The 13,625-nt window shown below is 69.9% G+C and carries 16 protein-coding genes; 7 read left to right on the forward strand and 9 right to left on the reverse strand.

Annotated elements, in window-relative coordinates:
• Nucleotides 1–4 precede the first annotated feature (4 nt).
• Together ACIHAX_RS34590 and ACIHAX_RS34595 are read right to left on the reverse strand one after the other, a co-directional pair.
• Entirely contained in the window at nucleotides 5–346 is a 342-nt protein-coding gene (locus ACIHAX_RS34590) for a metalloregulator ArsR/SmtB family transcription factor (protein WP_356968549.1), read from the reverse strand.
• A complete protein-coding gene (locus tag ACIHAX_RS34595; RefSeq protein WP_397281820.1) occupies nucleotides 343–810 on the reverse strand; it encodes an SRPBCC family protein in 468 nt (155 codons plus the stop codon). Before ACIHAX_RS34595 ends, ACIHAX_RS34590 begins: the two co-directional genes overlap by 4 nt.
• 596 nt (nucleotides 811–1,406) lie before the next feature.
• On the opposite strand from ACIHAX_RS34595, the gene ACIHAX_RS34600 reads away from it, so the two are divergent.
• A complete protein-coding gene (locus tag ACIHAX_RS34600) occupies nucleotides 1,407–2,999 on the forward strand; it encodes a phosphatase PAP2 family protein (RefSeq protein ID WP_355078465.1) in 1,593 nt (530 codons plus the stop codon).
• Between the two features lie 7 nt (nucleotides 3,000–3,006).
• Here ACIHAX_RS34600 and ACIHAX_RS34605 read toward each other — a convergent pair whose 3' ends face one another.
• Complete coding sequence (locus ACIHAX_RS34605; protein WP_364436583.1) at nucleotides 3,007–3,573, reverse strand: hypothetical protein; 567 nt, start codon at nucleotides 3,571–3,573, stop codon at nucleotides 3,007–3,009.
• A gap of 133 nt (nucleotides 3,574–3,706) precedes the next feature.
• On the opposite strand from ACIHAX_RS34605, the gene ACIHAX_RS34610 reads away from it, so the two are divergent.
• Nucleotides 3,707–4,249 carry a YaeQ family protein gene (locus ACIHAX_RS34610; RefSeq protein WP_364436586.1) on the forward strand — a complete coding sequence of 181 codons (543 nt, stop codon included), beginning with the start codon at nucleotides 3,707–3,709 and terminating at the stop codon, nucleotides 4,247–4,249.
• A gap of 26 nt (nucleotides 4,250–4,275) precedes the next feature.
• Here ACIHAX_RS34610 and ACIHAX_RS34615 read toward each other — a convergent pair whose 3' ends face one another.
• From ACIHAX_RS34615 to ACIHAX_RS34640, 6 genes are all read right to left on the reverse strand, one after another.
• Nucleotides 4,276–4,728: a hypothetical protein gene (locus ACIHAX_RS34615; protein WP_364436589.1), complete on the reverse strand. Its 453-nt coding sequence runs from the start codon at nucleotides 4,726–4,728 to the stop codon at nucleotides 4,276–4,278.
• A gap of 290 nt (nucleotides 4,729–5,018) precedes the next feature.
• Nucleotides 5,019–6,740 (reverse strand): urease subunit alpha, encoded by a 1,722-nt coding sequence (locus tag ACIHAX_RS34620; protein WP_364436592.1) that lies wholly within the window; start codon nucleotides 6,738–6,740, stop codon nucleotides 5,019–5,021.
• Between the two features lie 60 nt (nucleotides 6,741–6,800).
• The gene (locus ACIHAX_RS34625; protein ID WP_355078470.1) at nucleotides 6,801–7,112 is read right to left on the reverse strand and encodes an urease subunit beta; all 312 of its coding nucleotides are present in this window, start codon (nucleotides 7,110–7,112) and stop codon (nucleotides 6,801–6,803) included.
• 50 nt (nucleotides 7,113–7,162) lie between these two features.
• The gene (locus tag ACIHAX_RS34630) at nucleotides 7,163–7,465 is read right to left on the reverse strand and encodes an urease subunit gamma (protein ID WP_039797870.1); all 303 of its coding nucleotides are present in this window, start codon (nucleotides 7,463–7,465) and stop codon (nucleotides 7,163–7,165) included.
• Between the two features lie 76 nt (nucleotides 7,466–7,541).
• Complete coding sequence (locus tag ACIHAX_RS34635) at nucleotides 7,542–7,931, reverse strand: PaaI family thioesterase (protein WP_355078546.1); 390 nt, start codon at nucleotides 7,929–7,931, stop codon at nucleotides 7,542–7,544.
• A 253-nt stretch (nucleotides 7,932–8,184) separates the two neighbouring features.
• The gene (locus ACIHAX_RS34640) at nucleotides 8,185–8,892 is read right to left on the reverse strand and encodes a hypothetical protein (protein WP_364436599.1); all 708 of its coding nucleotides are present in this window, start codon (nucleotides 8,890–8,892) and stop codon (nucleotides 8,185–8,187) included.
• 131 nt (nucleotides 8,893–9,023) lie between these two features.
• Between ACIHAX_RS34640 and ACIHAX_RS34645 the strand changes: the two genes are divergently transcribed.
• The 5 genes from ACIHAX_RS34645 (at nucleotide 9,024) to ACIHAX_RS34665 (ending at nucleotide 13,500) form a co-directional block, all read left to right on the forward strand.
• A complete protein-coding gene (locus ACIHAX_RS34645) occupies nucleotides 9,024–10,070 on the forward strand; it encodes a FecCD family ABC transporter permease (RefSeq protein WP_397281826.1) in 1,047 nt (348 codons plus the stop codon).
• On the forward strand, nucleotides 10,067–11,158 hold the full coding sequence (locus ACIHAX_RS34650; RefSeq protein ID WP_364436606.1) for an iron chelate uptake ABC transporter family permease subunit: 1,092 nt from the start codon (nucleotides 10,067–10,069) through the stop codon (nucleotides 11,156–11,158). Before ACIHAX_RS34645 ends, ACIHAX_RS34650 begins: the two co-directional genes overlap by 4 nt.
• Complete coding sequence (locus tag ACIHAX_RS34655) at nucleotides 11,155–12,054, forward strand: ABC transporter ATP-binding protein (protein WP_364436609.1); 900 nt, start codon at nucleotides 11,155–11,157, stop codon at nucleotides 12,052–12,054. Before ACIHAX_RS34650 ends, ACIHAX_RS34655 begins: the two co-directional genes overlap by 4 nt.
• A 71-nt stretch (nucleotides 12,055–12,125) precedes the next feature.
• The gene (locus ACIHAX_RS34660; protein WP_397281829.1) at nucleotides 12,126–12,518 is read left to right on the forward strand and encodes a BlaI/MecI/CopY family transcriptional regulator; all 393 of its coding nucleotides are present in this window, start codon (nucleotides 12,126–12,128) and stop codon (nucleotides 12,516–12,518) included.
• Between the two features lie 43 nt (nucleotides 12,519–12,561).
• Nucleotides 12,562–13,500, forward strand: a complete 939-nt coding sequence (locus ACIHAX_RS34665; RefSeq protein ID WP_355078475.1) for a M56 family metallopeptidase — start codon at nucleotides 12,562–12,564, stop codon at nucleotides 13,498–13,500.
• Nucleotides 13,501–13,625: the final 125 nt, after the last annotated feature.

The following is a 13,625-nucleotide window of genomic DNA, read 5'->3' on the forward strand; positions in this document are numbered from 1 at the left end:
GATCTCACTGCTGGTCTTGTCTGCGCTGAATCGCCTCCGCGATGCGCTTGATACGCCGGAGCCTGGCGTCCCACGCCGCCCCGACCGCGGACAACTGAGCGACCGCGCGCGCGAGTTGCGCCTCGTCCACCCGGTACCGCCGCTCCCGCCCGGCGGGCGTGCCGTGCACCAAACCGACGCGGTCGAGCACGACGAGATGTTTGGCGACCGCCTGCCGCGTGACGGGCAGCCGCTCACTGAGGCTGGTGGCCGTACCGTTCCCCTCCGCGAGGAGCAGATCGAGCATCCGCCTGCGCATCGGGTCCCCGATGGCGGACCACAGGTCGTCGTCGACTGCGGCGGTCACGGCGTCGACACCAGCCGCACGATGTACTCCCCGAGGCGGGGGACGAAGGTGTCCCATCCCACGCTGTGGTCGCGGTACTGCTCCTCGAGTTTCGCCACCTCCCAACCCATTTCCCGGAACCCCGTCTCGGTGAGCCGGATCCTGGTGCCCGCGCCCGACGGGGTGAGTTCGAAAGTGACCAGCAGCGAGCCGGCGGAATCGTCGATCGCGCCGCCCGGATAGCACCAGCGGAACGAGAACAATCGCGGCGGCTCGGCCCGCACCACCCTGATCGGGACGACATCGACGCGGTCGCCCCAGACGAGTTCGCCGACCGCACCGGGCGCCGTATCGAACTCGGCGTCGTCGCTCCACCATTCCGAGATGTGCTCCGGGCTGCTGACGACCTCGAAGACCACCTCGGGCGAGGCGTCGACGTGTATCTCGCGTTCGATGCTGCCGTACTCCATATCCACGACCTCCATATGCAACGTTTGGTTGCGCTTGACGTTAGTCGACCACCGGGCATAGCGCAACCATCGGTTGCATATGCGCCGCCGTCGCCGATGCCGGACCTCGCCGCCGCACACCTCGCGCCGACCGACGCCATGGCGGTATCCCCTGCCCGGCAATGGCTTCAGCAACTGAGACATGCCGCGCCCACCCGCCGATTCGGCGCATAAGCAACTTTTCAGCAATCTCGCATCGCTACGATAGCCGCGTGCTGCGCGGAGTGCGGACGAATCGGCGATCAGAAGATCCGGCGACAACAAATCGTCGCGACCGCGGGCGCCGCCGAGCTGCCATGCGGGAGCCGGGATCGACACATCGCCCGGTCAACCCGTAGCCGCCACGCTCACGGCGATCACTGTCACCGCCCGCACCGACGATCGTCTTCATCGGCGTCCCTTTCGGATTCCCGGCAACTGGCAGTCGGCGTCTCGAGAATTCCTTTGCAACACCGGTTCTCGTGGCAGGTGTCGGCTCAACGACCTCTCGCCGAGCCCTGGGTCTCGCCGACACCGCGGCAGTCCGCTGTGCGTCCACGTTTGTGTGCGCGGTGATCGGTAATGTCGGACGAGTGAGTAGCTGGGTGCGCCGGAAGTTTCACGGCATCGGACGAATCGATCGAGCGATCGGCGGCGCGGTCGCCGAACTGCCTGCCTCGGTGGTCGACCACGGATTGCTGCGGCTCACCGGCAGCGCGAATTTCAGCGGACTCTGGCTGGTTCTCGCGACGCTGCTCGCCTCCCGCCAAGGCGCGCCGCGGCGGGCCGCGCTGCGCGGCGTCGTCTCCGTCGCCGGAGCCAGTCTCGTCGTCAACGTGGGCCTCAAATCGCTGATCGCCCGGCGCAGGCCTGCCGCCGAACTCCTGCCGGTGCACCGGCGACTCGTTCCGACTCCGCGCTCCTCCTCCTTCCCCTCGGGACACAGCGCTTGCGCCGCGGCATTCGCCACCGCTGTCGCTCTGGAAAGTCCCCGTACCGCACTGGCTGTCGCCCCGCTGGCCGCCACCGTCGCGTACTCTCGGGTGCACACCGGTGTGCACTGGAGTTCCGATGTGCTCGTCGGAGCGGCCGTGGGTTCCGGTGTCGCCCTGGCCACGCGACGCTGGTGGCCGGTACGCGAATCCGATGAGGCGCAGGCCCGCCCGGTTCGCGAAGTACCCGCGCTGGTGGAGGGCAAAGGCCTGGTGGTCATGGTGAATCCGGTGTCCGGTGACCCGAATTACGATCCCACCGACGACGTGGTCGCGGCCCTGCCCGCCGCCACCGTGCTGCGCACGCAGCCCGATCTGGACTGTGCCGACCAGCTCGAGCGGGCCATCGCCGAGCACGGTGAACCGGTGCTTGCGGTCGGCGTCGCCGGTGGTGACGGCACGGTGGCCGCGGTGGCCGCGGTCGCGTTGCGCCACGAGCTGCCGCTGGTCGTCATCCCCACCGGCACGCTCAACCACTTCGCCCGCGATCTCGGCGTCTACGACCTGCGCGAAGTAATCGATGCCACCGGTGTCGGCGAGGCGGTGGCGGTGGACATCGCCGGCGTCGAATGCGAGGACGACACCGGTTCCCGCACCCGGCATCTGATCAACACCGCCAGCCTCGGCGCCTATCCGGACCTGGTGCAGCTGCGCGAGAAGTGGCAGTCACGCTGGGGCAAATGGCCCGCCTTCGCCGCCGCGCTCGTGGTGACCCTGCACCGGGCCGAGCCGATCGAGATCTGCCTGGACGGACGCTGGCAGCGGGTGTGGTTCCTGTTCGTCGGCAACGGTCCCTACCACCCGCACGGCGCGGTGCCCGCCTTCCGTGACCGGCTCGACGCCGGACTACTCGATATCCGCTGGCTGCGCGCCGATCTGCGCTGGTCGCGCACCCGCGCCGTACTCGCGCTGTTGCTGGCGGCGATCGGCCACAGCAAGGTCTACGGCGAACGCCAGTTGCCCGAACTCTTCGTGCAGCTACCCACGCCGGAGGCGCTGGCGACCGATGGCGAGGTGGTCGGCAAGGCCACCCGACTGCACTTCCGCATCGCCGGGCAACTCGCGGTCTACCGCCGTGACGAATCCAATCCGCTCTGGGCCGACCGCAGCCGCCCGCATCACCGCCGAGCTCCCTGGCTGCGGGACGTCTTCCGAGCCGAGCTACCGTTTCAGCGGCGAGCGGGCGAAGACTGAGCGCGCGCTACTTCATCAAGCGCAGCAACCCGAGGTTCGGCTCGAGCGCGCCGTCCTGTCCCAGCGCCAGGAAGTCCGCCTCGACCGCCTCGCGCTCCAGCACCCCGGCCCGCACCGCGTGGTAACGCACCACCGACCAGAGGAAGACATCGAGGTCGTCGAAACGAGTGCCCTCCTCGACCACTTCCTCCTCGTGGAACCAGATCGCGACCTGCCCGTTGCTGAGCACCACGTACAGGTTGCCGCCGCCGTCCGCGCCGATCGAGTACACGTCGCCGTCGGTGAGCTCGGTCTCGTAGTCGGAATCCAGTATGCCGCAGTTATTTCCGGCGAAGTCGAAACCGTAGGACCAGTCGTGGACATCCAGGAACCGCGGCATCCGCCCGGACCGCACCCGGCGATCGAAAGCCGCCAGCGCCGCCGCGGACGCGGGCGCCAGCCGTTCGAGGAAGGGCGCCACCGGCCGGGTCGCTTCCGGCACGGTGACCGGCGGCCGATCGGCGAACCATCTGGCCAGGTCGGCGTCGAGGTCGCGCTCGACGTATCCGGCCAAGTCGTCACGAGTAAGTGTCACCGCCGAATCGTAAGCGTCGTCAATGACATTCACTGAACACCGGATCGTCCAGCCCATCGCCGACAGCTTGCGAAATCATCGCTACCGCGCTGCCTCGGGGCTGATCGCCGGGCGGCGATAAGCTCTTGCAGCTATGGCACTCAGCGCGACATTGCACAACTTCGCCGTCCAGTTGGCCGACGTCGATCGGGGCGTCTACCAGGAGCTGGAGTTGCGGGTGGCGCGGCACCCGTCCGAATCCGCGGAGTTCATGCTGACCCGAGTGCTCGCCTATTGCCTCGAATACGAGCAGGGCATCGCCTTCAGTGACGGTGGGGTCTCCTCCACCGACGAGCCAGCGGTGCTGGTGCGCGACCTCACCGGCCGCCTCACCGCCTGGATCGAAGTCGGCGCTCCGGACGCGGAGCGGGTGCACCGAGGCAGCAAACTCGCCGACCGGGTCGCCGTCTACACTCACCGCGACCCGGCCAAGGTGCTGGCGCAACTCCCCGGCAAGCGCATCCATCGCGCCGAAGCGATACCGCTCTACAGCTTCGATCGCGACTTCATCGATTCCGCCGTCGCCGCGACCGAACGCCGCAACACCGTGACCGTGTCCGTCACCGAGCGCCTGCTGTACCTGGACCTCAACGGCACCGCGTTGAGCGCACCGATCCACGAGCACCGGCTCACCTAGTTCTCGGATCCGTTCCTAGGTGCCACTCATCGGATCCGGCGTTCGCACTCCTCGAATTCGGCTCCGGTTCGAAGGCAGTCGTAGAGTCCGCTCTGCACGTCGCCATTGGTGGGCGGCTCGCCGCAGAGAACACCGCATCGCTGGTAGTTCGGGACGGCGCTGCCGTCGGGCCAGTGGCAGGCATCGCCGTCGCAGGTGTAGCCGCGCGTATTCGGGTCGCGAGGGATCGGATTCCGGCTGAAGGACCACACGAACGCGTCGGTGTTCTGTACCTGCGTGCAGTAGACGGTCCGGCCGTCGGCGAGGCGGCCCACCGCACCGGAATCCTGGCAGTAGTCGTTCAAGGTGACCGTGACACCGCCGTCGGACGGCAGCGGCGCGGCCGCGGAGGTCACGAACATCGCGGCCAGAAACGTCCCCGCGCCGACAACACCCGTCAGCGCCCGACGCGCCGCCTTACGCTCGCCCGGTCGAGGCATGCTTCCCTCCCTTGCTCCAGGTCCAGCGGACTATACGCCCGGCGTCCACGAGTGGCACACCATTGAGACGTCCTCGCGTACCTCGCCGCAGCCGTGTGCGACTCGCGGGGGGTTCAAGCGGCGGCGGCGGCGAAGGCCGGGTAGTTGTCGGCGGCCCGTTCGCTCGGCGGCGTCGATGTAGTGGGCGAGAGCGTCGCGGGACACGGTGGGGAGCAGTATCCCGTGCTGATCGAGGAGTTCGGCAAGCCCGGCGAGGACCGACCGATCGGTCGAACCCGTACCCGCGCCGGTCAGAACAGGAAATAGCGCTGGGCCATGGGCAATTCGGTGGCGGGTTGTTCGCGCCAGACCTCGCCGTCGATGCGGACGGTGAAAGTGTCCGGCTCGACTTCGATGCGCGGCATGGCGTCGTTGTTCGGCAGATCCGTCTTCCGCACGCCACGGACGTCGCGGACCGGAACCAGCCTCCGCTGGACCCGCAACCGGTCGGCGAGGCCGTCCTCGATCGCCTGCTCGGAGACGAAATGCAGTGCGGTCGCGGCGGCGGCCGCCGGGGCGGCGCCGAACATGGGGCGCGGCAGCACCGGCTGCGGCGTGGGGATGGAGGCGTTGGCGTCGCCCATCGCGGCCCAGGCGATCGCGCCGCCCTTGAGGACGGCATGCGGGCGGACACCGAAGAACGCCGGCTCCCACAGCACCAGATCGGCGAGCTTGCCCACCTCGACCGACCCGATCTCGTGGTCCAGGCCGTGCGCGACGGCCGGGCAGATGGTGTACTTCGCGATGTAGCGCTGGACCCGGGCGTTGTCGGCGGCGCCGTCGCCCGGCAGCGCGCCGCGGCGGCGCTTCATCACGTGCGCGGTCTGCCAGGTGCGCAGCACCACCTCCCCGATGCGGCCCATGGCCTGTGAATCGCTGCCGATCATCGAGATGGCGCCGAGATCGTGCAGCAGGTCCTCGGCCGCGATGGTGGAGGGGCGGATGCGGCTTTCGGCGAAGGCCAGATCCTCCGGGATCGACGCGCTCAGGTGGTGGCACACCATGAGCATGTCCAAGTGCTCGTCGAGGGTGTTGATCGTATGCGGACGAGTCGGGTTGGTGGAGCTGGGCAGCACGTTGGGATGGGCGGCGACGGTGATGATGTCGGGCGCGTGTCCGCCGCCCGCGCCCTCGGTGTGGTAGGCGTGGATGCCGCGGCCCGCGATCGCCGCCAGGGTGTCCTCGACGAAACCCGCCTCGTTCAACGTGTCCGAGTGCAGCGCCACCTGCACCCCCGCCGCCTCGGCCACGGTGAGGCAGGCATCGATCGCGGCGGGCGTGGAGCCCCAGTCCTCGTGCAGTTTGAAACCCGATGCGCCCGCGCGTAATTGCTCCCACATGGCCTCGGCGCTGACGGTGTTGCCCTTGCCGAGCAGCACGATGTTCACCGGCCAGCCGTCGGTGGCCTCCAGCATGCGCGCCAGATGCCACGCGCCGGGCGTCACGGTGGTCGCCTTGCTGCCCTCGGCCGGGCCGGTGCCCCCGCCGATGAGGGTGGTGATGCCGCCGCCGAGCGCCTCCTCCAACAGCTGCGGGCAGATGAAATGCACGTGACAGTCGATCGCGCCCGCGGTGAGGATGCGGCCGTTGCCGGAGATCACCTCGGTGGACGGCCCGACGACCAGGTCCGGGTGCACCCCGGTCATGGTGTCGGGGTTGCCCGCCTTGCCGATCGCGCTGATGCGTCCGTCGCGAATACCGACGTCCGCTTTGATGATTCCCCAATGATCGATGATCACCACGCCCGTGATCACGGTGTCGGGAGCGCCCTCGGCGCGCGTCGCTCGGGACTGGCCCATGGATTCGCGCAGGACCTTGCCGCCGCCGAACACGGCTTCGTCGCCCGCGCGCCCCGGTCCCCCGCTGCGGTCCTCGGTGATCTCGATCAGCAGATCGGTGTCCGCCAGACGAATCCGGTCGCCCGTCGTCGGTCCGAACAGTTCGGCGTACCGCGCCCGGCTCAGCTCACTCATCGCGTCCTACCTCCTGAGCCCGCGTACTCCGCGCCGCCCCGTTCCGGGTCCGCATACGCACTAGCCATCGAGACGGCCCGGTGGGGTCGGGCTGATCCCGTGCACCTCGCGGGCGCCGCCCAGCGGCACCAGCCCTACCCGTTGCCCGAGACCGGGTTCGAAGCGCACCGCGGTCCCGGCCGGGATGTCGAGGCGGTGGCCGTGCGCGGCCGCGCGGTCGAACTCCAGCGCCGTGTTCGCCTGCGGGAAATGCACATGGCTGCCGACCTGCACCGGCCGGTCTCCGGTGTTGACCACGTCGAGTTCGAGGCGCCGCGCGCCCACGTTCAGTTCGATGACGCCCTCGGCGCAAAGGTATTCGCCGGGGATCACGCCGGGCCTCGGTCCGGCTCGGGGGCGCTCGCAAACCGCATACCGCCCGCCTATCCGATCGGGTGGTGCACGGTGACGAGCTTGGTGCCGTCCGGGAAGGTCGCCTCGACCTGGACGTCGGGGATCATCTCCGGCACGCCTTCCATCACGTCGTCGCGGGTGAGGACAGTCCGTCCCGAGGACATCAGGTCCGCGACGGTGCGCCCGTCCCGCGCGCCTTCCAGCACGTGGTCGGTGATCAGCGCGACCGCCTCGGGATGGTTCAGCTTGAGTCCGCGCGCCTGCCTGCGCCGGGCCAGCTCGGCGGCGTAGCTGAGCAGCAGGCGCTCCTGCTCATGCGGTGACAGTCGCATCCGGGCTCCTCACCGGTTCACAGTGACGGGTGACGCACATTCTGGCACGCCCGTTCCGCCGTCGCCGGTCGAGCGGTCAGGACCGATGCGGCAGATTCTGCAGTCGCACCTGACCGCGCGCCACTGTGCGGCCCTGCTCATCGGTGATGACGACCTGCCACAGCTGCTGCAGCCTGCCCCGATGCAGCGGCGTCGCCTCGCCTGTCAGGGTGCCCTCGCGCACCGCCCGCAGGAAATCGGTGTTGTTGTTCACGCCGACGACCGTGCCCTGGTCGCCGAACCAGACACCGCCGGCGATGCTGGCGAGCGTCTCGACGACGGTGCAGTACACGCCGCCGTTCTGGATGCCTGCGGGCTGGTAGAGGTGCGGTTTCACGACCCACTCGCCACGCACGCGATCGGGGCTCAGCTCGGTGTAGCGCAGGCCGATCAGGTCGGCGAAGGTGCCTTCGCTGTAAGCGTTCATCTGCTCGGGCGTGACGTCCGCCAGCGAGCCGACCTGGCGAGTCTCCTGCTGTGTCATGTATTCACTGTCGCACAGCACCCGGCGCGCAACGCCGCGGCCTCATCGCAGGCCAGGGCGGTGCCCCGCCGAAGAGATCGACACAGAGCGGCGGGCCCCACCGGAAGTGGAGCCCGCCGCGGCACGGGATCGGGGGTCACCGCAGCCCTCGGGACTCGCACGCGATCCGTACGCCGGAGATGAGTATAGGTCAGGCTTACCTAACTAAGCAAGAACCCGACCGCCGCACGGGCAGCCCGCGCTCGGCCATCGCCGCCAAGAGCGCCTGGCCACGACGCGCGCCGGTGACGGAATCGGTCCGCGCCAGATCGGGCACGTAAGTCGAAGCGCCCGCGACGGATTCACCGACGAGGGACCAGAATCGCCCGGCGCTCAAACCGGAGCAGCGAGTCAGGTTCCGCTGGACGACGGTCAGCGCGGGCTCGCAGCGATGCGCGAGCCAGACGTACATCGCCTCCGGGCACGGCAAGGCGACCACACCGGGACCGCCCGCAAGCGGATCACCGTCGATCACGCGAATCGTGGTGTCCGACAAGCCCGCCCAGTCGATTCCGCCGTCGTTGTCGGTATGGATCCATAGGTTCTCCAAGCCCGGATCCCAGGCCCGCCCTTCCGCCACGAGCAGCGCGACCACCCGACCGGCTATCGCGTGGATCAGCGCCGTGGCAACCACTTCCGCCGCGATGCCGGCACTGATCATCTCCGCGGCATGCCGCCGGTACATGAGTTCGACGCGCCCCTCGCGCACTCCGTCCGCCAGCTGCCACCACCGTCGTTTGCCCTGCTCGGCGATCGCGGCGACGGCATAGACCCGCGGGTGCTCCGGTTGCAGCGCGCGCAGCCGGGCACAGGCGCGTCCGAACTCCGTCGTCGAGCGATGTGGCGTGGTGATGAGCTCGGTCATCGAACCTCCTCGGGGATCGGCTCCGTCGCGCGGCGCGGCGGACATTCGGCCATGCCCGTCTGTCCGCAAAGATAGGTTAGGCTTACCAGACCTAGCAACCGTATCGCTGATTTCAGGAGCAGCTCGTCGCCGTGACTTCTCTTGCCACCGTGAGGCGGCGACGTCTTTCCGGACTTCTCGTCTCGACCGTCCTGCTACTGCTCGCCGTGCTGGCCGGCGTGGCGGTGGGCGCCCGCTCGCTCGCGCCCGGGACCGTCTACGACGCCGTGCATCATGCGCTCACCTGCCCCGGCGGACCCTTCACCTGCGCAGCCGGTTCCACCGAGGAAGAGATCGTGCGAGGGCTGCGGCTGCCGCGCACCGCGTTGGCACTGGTCTGCGGGGCGGCCTTGGGAATCGCGGGCGCGCTCGTCCAGGGCTACACCCGCAATCCGCTCGCCGACGCCGGATTGCTCGGACTGAACGCGGGTGCGGCGTTCCTGGCCGCGTTGAGCGTGTACCTGTTCGCCTTCGCCGCGCCGGAGCAATACATCTGGTTCGCGCTGGCCGGAGCGCTGATCGCGGGGGTGGCGGTGTTCGCGACCTCGTCCGTGGGCGGCGGCAAGGCGAGCCCGCTGACCCTCGTGCTCGCGGGTGCGGCGGTCACCGCGTTCCTGCAGGCCATGACCAACGCCGTCGTGCTGTTCGACGCCGCCGCGCTGGACACCTACCGGTTCTGGGTGATCGGCGCCGTCGCCGGCCGCGACGCCGCGGTGTTCTGGCAGGTACTGCCGTTCCTGGCCGTGGGCATGTTGCTGGCGGTGCTGGCGGCGCCCGGACTGAATCTGATCGGCCTCGGCGACGACGTCGCGCGTGGGCTCGGCGTGCATGTCGGCCGCAGCCGCGCGCTCGGCCTGGCGGCCGTCGTGCTGCTGGCGGGCGCGGCGACGGCGGCGGTCGGGCCGATCGCCTTCCTCGGCCTGGTCGTGCCGCATCTGGCGCGGACGATCACCGGGCCCGACCATCGCTGGCTGATTCCCTATTCCGGGCTGCTCGGCGCGTTGCTACTGCTGATCGCCGATGCGGCGGGCCGGGTGGTGGCTCGCCCCGGCGAACTGGAGGTCGGCGTAGTGGTGGCCCTGCTCGGCGTGCCGTTCTTCCTCGCGTTCGTGCGCAGGCGAAAGCTGGTGAACCTGTGACGGTCTCGCTGCGAGCCTCGAATGCCCGCCCCGCGCTGCGCGTCGGGCCGGTGTCGACGGTGCTGCGACCGCGGATGATCCTGATCGTCGCGGTCCTGATCGCGCTGGCGCTCGCACTGTTGTGCCTGGACGTCGCGGTGGGCGAGTCCCGTCTACCGCTCGGGCGCGTGCTGGACGTCCTGACCGGCGGCGGCACCAGGGCTCAGCGGTTCATCGTGCTGGAGTCCCGGCTGCCGCGCGCGCTCACCGCGCTCGTGGTCGGCCTCGCGCTCGGGCTCGCGGGCGCTGTCACCCAGTCCATCCTGCACAACCCGCTGGCCGCGCCGGACATGCTCGGCATCACTTCGGGCGCGAGCCTGGGGGCGGTCGCGGTGCTGGTCGGCACCGGAGGCGCGAGCACCGGCCTGGCCGCCTCGGTCGGCGCGCCGGTGGCGGCCCTGGCAGGCGGGCTGCTCACCGCCGTCGCCATCTACCTGCTCGCCTGGGGACGCACCGCCACCGGCGCGTACGGCGCCACCGGGCTGCGGCTGGTGCTGATCGGCGTGGGCGTGAACGCCCTGCTGACCGCCGGGATCAGCTGGCTGCTCACCCGCGCCAGCCTGGCGGATGCCCAGCGCGTGCAGTTGTGGCTGAACGGATCGCTCAACGCGGCCGACAACGCGCGCCTGGGTCCCGCGGCGATCGCCGCGGGAATCGCCGCGCTCGTCGCGCTCGCCTCCGCCCGCACGCTCGCCGCGCTGCGCCTCGGCTCCGACACCACGCGTGCGCTCGGGGTGCGCATCCAGACCCAGCAGGCCGTCCTGATCGGAGCGGCGGTCGTGGCCGCCTCGGTGGCCACCGCCGCCGTCGGGCCGGTCGGTTTCGTCGCCCTCGCCGCGCCGCAGATCGCACGACGCCTGCTGCGCACACCGGGCGAGCCGCTGGTCGGCGCCGCGGTGACCGGCGCCGTCCTGGTGGTCGGCGCGGATGTCGTGTCCCGCACGGCGTTTCCGGTCGACCTACCCCTCGGCGTCGTGACCGCGGCATTCGGCGGGCCGTTCCTGCTGTACCTGCTCGTGCGTATGAACCGGAAGGCCACGCTGTCATGACGATCGCGGACATCACCGCCCCTGACGCCACGGAGCGAGCGAGCGCTCCTGCGCACCGGCTCGGCGCCGAGGCGGTCACACTCGGCTACGGCGACCGGGTGATCGTCGACGGGCTGAGCTTGACCGTCGCTCCCGGCGTCGTCACGACCGTCATCGGGCCCAACGGTTGCGGGAAGTCCACCCTGCTGCGTTCGCTCGGCCGCCTGCTGCGCCCCCGAGAAGGCCGAGTGTTGTTGGACGGCAAGGCTATTTCGACGATGAAGACCAAGGACGTCGCCCGCATCGTCGGCATGCTGCCGCAATCGCCGGTCGCCCCGGAAGGGCTCACCGTCGCCGATCTGGTCGCCCGCGGCCGCCACCCGCACCAGTCCTGGTTCCGGCAGTGGTCGGGCACCGACGAATCCGAGGTGACGACCGCGCTGGACCAAACCGGGATCGCCGACCTCGCCGGCCGGCCGCTCGATGAGCTGTCCGGCGGCCAGCGCCAGCGCGCCTGGATCTCGATGGCGCTGGCCCAGGGCACCGACATCCTGCTGCTCGACGAGCCGACCACCTATCTGGACCTGGCGCACTCCATCGAGGTGCTCGACCTGGTGGACCGATTGCACGCCGATCTCGGCCGCACCGTCGTGATGGTGCTGCACGATCTCAATCTCGCGATCCGCTACAGCGACCAGCTGGTCGTCATGCGCGACGGACGCGTGGTCGCCGCGGGCGCCCCCGGCGAGGTGGTGTCGGTCGAGCTGCTGCGCGAAGTGTTCGACCTGGACGCGAAGGTTCTCGAGGACCCGGTGTCGGGCCGCCCGATGATCGTGCCGATCGGCGCCAGGCACGTGCGCGGAAAGGTGGGCGGACCGGCTGCCACAACGCCCGAGACCGCGCCGTATGAGAAATGACACACCAGCTATTCCATAGTTACGACACCCTGTAGTACGCATCCTCGTCGTTGAGTACCTAAAATTAGGGAATGGCAGGTCTTGGTGAACTCGAGAAAGCGGTCATGGACCAGTTGTGGTCGGCCGACGAACCACAAACGGTCCGGCAGGTGCACGAGGCGCTCGCCGCACGCCGTGAGCTCGCGTACACCACGGTGATGACCGTGCTGCAACGCCTCGCGAAGAAGAACCTCGTGGTCCAGCGGCGCGACGACCGCGCGCACCGCTACGCGCCGGTGCACACCCGCGACGAACTCGTGGCCAGCCTGATGGTCGACGCCCTGCAACAGGCCGACGCGGCGGGCAGCCGCGCCGCGGCCCTGGTGCACTTCGTGGAACAGGTCGGCAAGGACGAGGCTGCCGCTCTGCGCGAAGCACTCGCTAAGCTCGAAGCAACCGAGGACTCGACGCCCCCGCCGCAGTAGACTCCTCGGGCGCCCTGGCCCCACAACGCAGTGAGCTGAGTCGATGAACGCAACCGCGCCGGTATTCGCCGGACTGGCATTGCTTCTCGCGGGGCCTGCCCCGGCCTTGCTCAGCCGGGCGACCTGGACCTACCGGACGCCCCGAGCAGCGCTGGTGCTCTGGCAGGCCATCGCGCTCGCAGCCGTGCTCAGCGCGTTCGGCTCCGGGTTGGCCATCGCCGCCGAGCTGCTCGTGCCCGGTCCCGACGGCCGCCCGACCACCGCGCCGACCAGGGAGATCGACGCGCTCGGCCTGCCGCTGTGGCTGGCGTACGTGTTCGTCTTCGCGCTCACGCTGCTGATCGGCGCCCGGTTGATCTACGCGATCATCAGGGTCGGCGTGCACACCCGCAGGCGGCGGTCGCGCCACCGCATGCTCGTCGACCTGCTGGACCAGAGCGGTCCGCACCGGCGCGCGGCCGACATCCGGGTGCTGGCCGCCACCGAGCCCATCGCCTACTGCCTGCCCGGCCTGCGCCAGCGCGTCGTGCTGAGCGAAGGCACTCTGACCAATCTCGCCGACGCCGAGGTCACCGCCATCGTCAGCCACGAACGTTCGCACCTGCGGGCCAGGCACGATCTCGTGCTGGAGGCGTTCACGGCCGTGCACGAGGCGTTCCCCCGGGTGGTGCGCAGCAAGGCGGCGCTCGGCTCGGTGAAACTGCTCATCGAGTTACTCGCGGACGACTCGGCGGTCAAGGTCACCGGACCGAAGCCGCTGGCCCGCGCCCTCGTCGCCTGCGCGAAGTCCACCGCGCCGCAAGGCGCGCTCGCCGCGGGGGGCCCCACCACGCTCATCCGCATCCAGCGGCTGAGCGGCCGGATCGGGGACCTGCGCATCGCCACGGCCGCCTACCTCGGCTCGGCCGCCATCCTGGTGGTGCCGACGCAGGCCGTGGCCGTACCCTGGCTCGTGGAACTGAGTCGGCTGTTCCACGGCTGACTTCCCGGCACGTATCCTGGACCTTCGGCCCGCCTCCGGTCGGCCGCATCCTCTCGCTTTACCCGGCGCGCGTCATCGCCCGCGCCACCGCGCGGTGAAACCGCATCGCGCACCGTTCTCCATCC

It is taken from the genome of Nocardia sp. NPDC051929, from assembly GCF_044548645.1.
Classification (GTDB): Bacteria; Actinomycetota; Actinomycetes; order Mycobacteriales; family Mycobacteriaceae; genus Nocardia; species Nocardia sichangensis.

Excerpts from the sequence above, each read along its gene's own strand:
- ACIHAX_RS34595 (WP_397281820.1), bottom strand. The coding sequence starts at position 810 with ATGGAGGTCGTGGATATGGAGTACGGCAGCATCGAACGCGAGATACAC.
- ACIHAX_RS34610 (WP_364436586.1), top strand. The coding sequence starts at position 3,707 with ATGGCACTCAGCGCGACATTGCACAACTTCGCCGTCCAGTTGGCCGAC.
- ACIHAX_RS34615 (WP_364436589.1), bottom strand. The coding sequence starts at position 4,728 with ATGCCTCGACCGGGCGAGCGTAAGGCGGCGCGTCGGGCGCTGACGGGT.
- ACIHAX_RS34620 (WP_364436592.1), bottom strand. The coding sequence starts at position 6,740 with ATGAGTGAGCTGAGCCGGGCGCGGTACGCCGAACTGTTCGGACCGACG.
- ACIHAX_RS34630 (WP_039797870.1), bottom strand. The coding sequence starts at position 7,465 with ATGCGACTGTCACCGCATGAGCAGGAGCGCCTGCTGCTCAGCTACGCC.
- ACIHAX_RS34635 (WP_355078546.1), bottom strand. The coding sequence starts at position 7,931 with ATGAACGCTTACAGCGAAGGCACCTTCGCCGACCTGATCGGCCTGCGC.
- ACIHAX_RS34640 (WP_364436599.1), bottom strand. The coding sequence starts at position 8,892 with ATGACCGAGCTCATCACCACGCCACATCGCTCGACGACGGAGTTCGGA.
- ACIHAX_RS34655 (WP_364436609.1), top strand. The coding sequence starts at position 11,155 with ATGACGATCGCGGACATCACCGCCCCTGACGCCACGGAGCGAGCGAGC.
- ACIHAX_RS34660 (WP_397281829.1), top strand. The coding sequence starts at position 12,126 with ATGGCAGGTCTTGGTGAACTCGAGAAAGCGGTCATGGACCAGTTGTGG.
- ACIHAX_RS34665 (WP_355078475.1), top strand. The coding sequence starts at position 12,562 with ATGAACGCAACCGCGCCGGTATTCGCCGGACTGGCATTGCTTCTCGCG.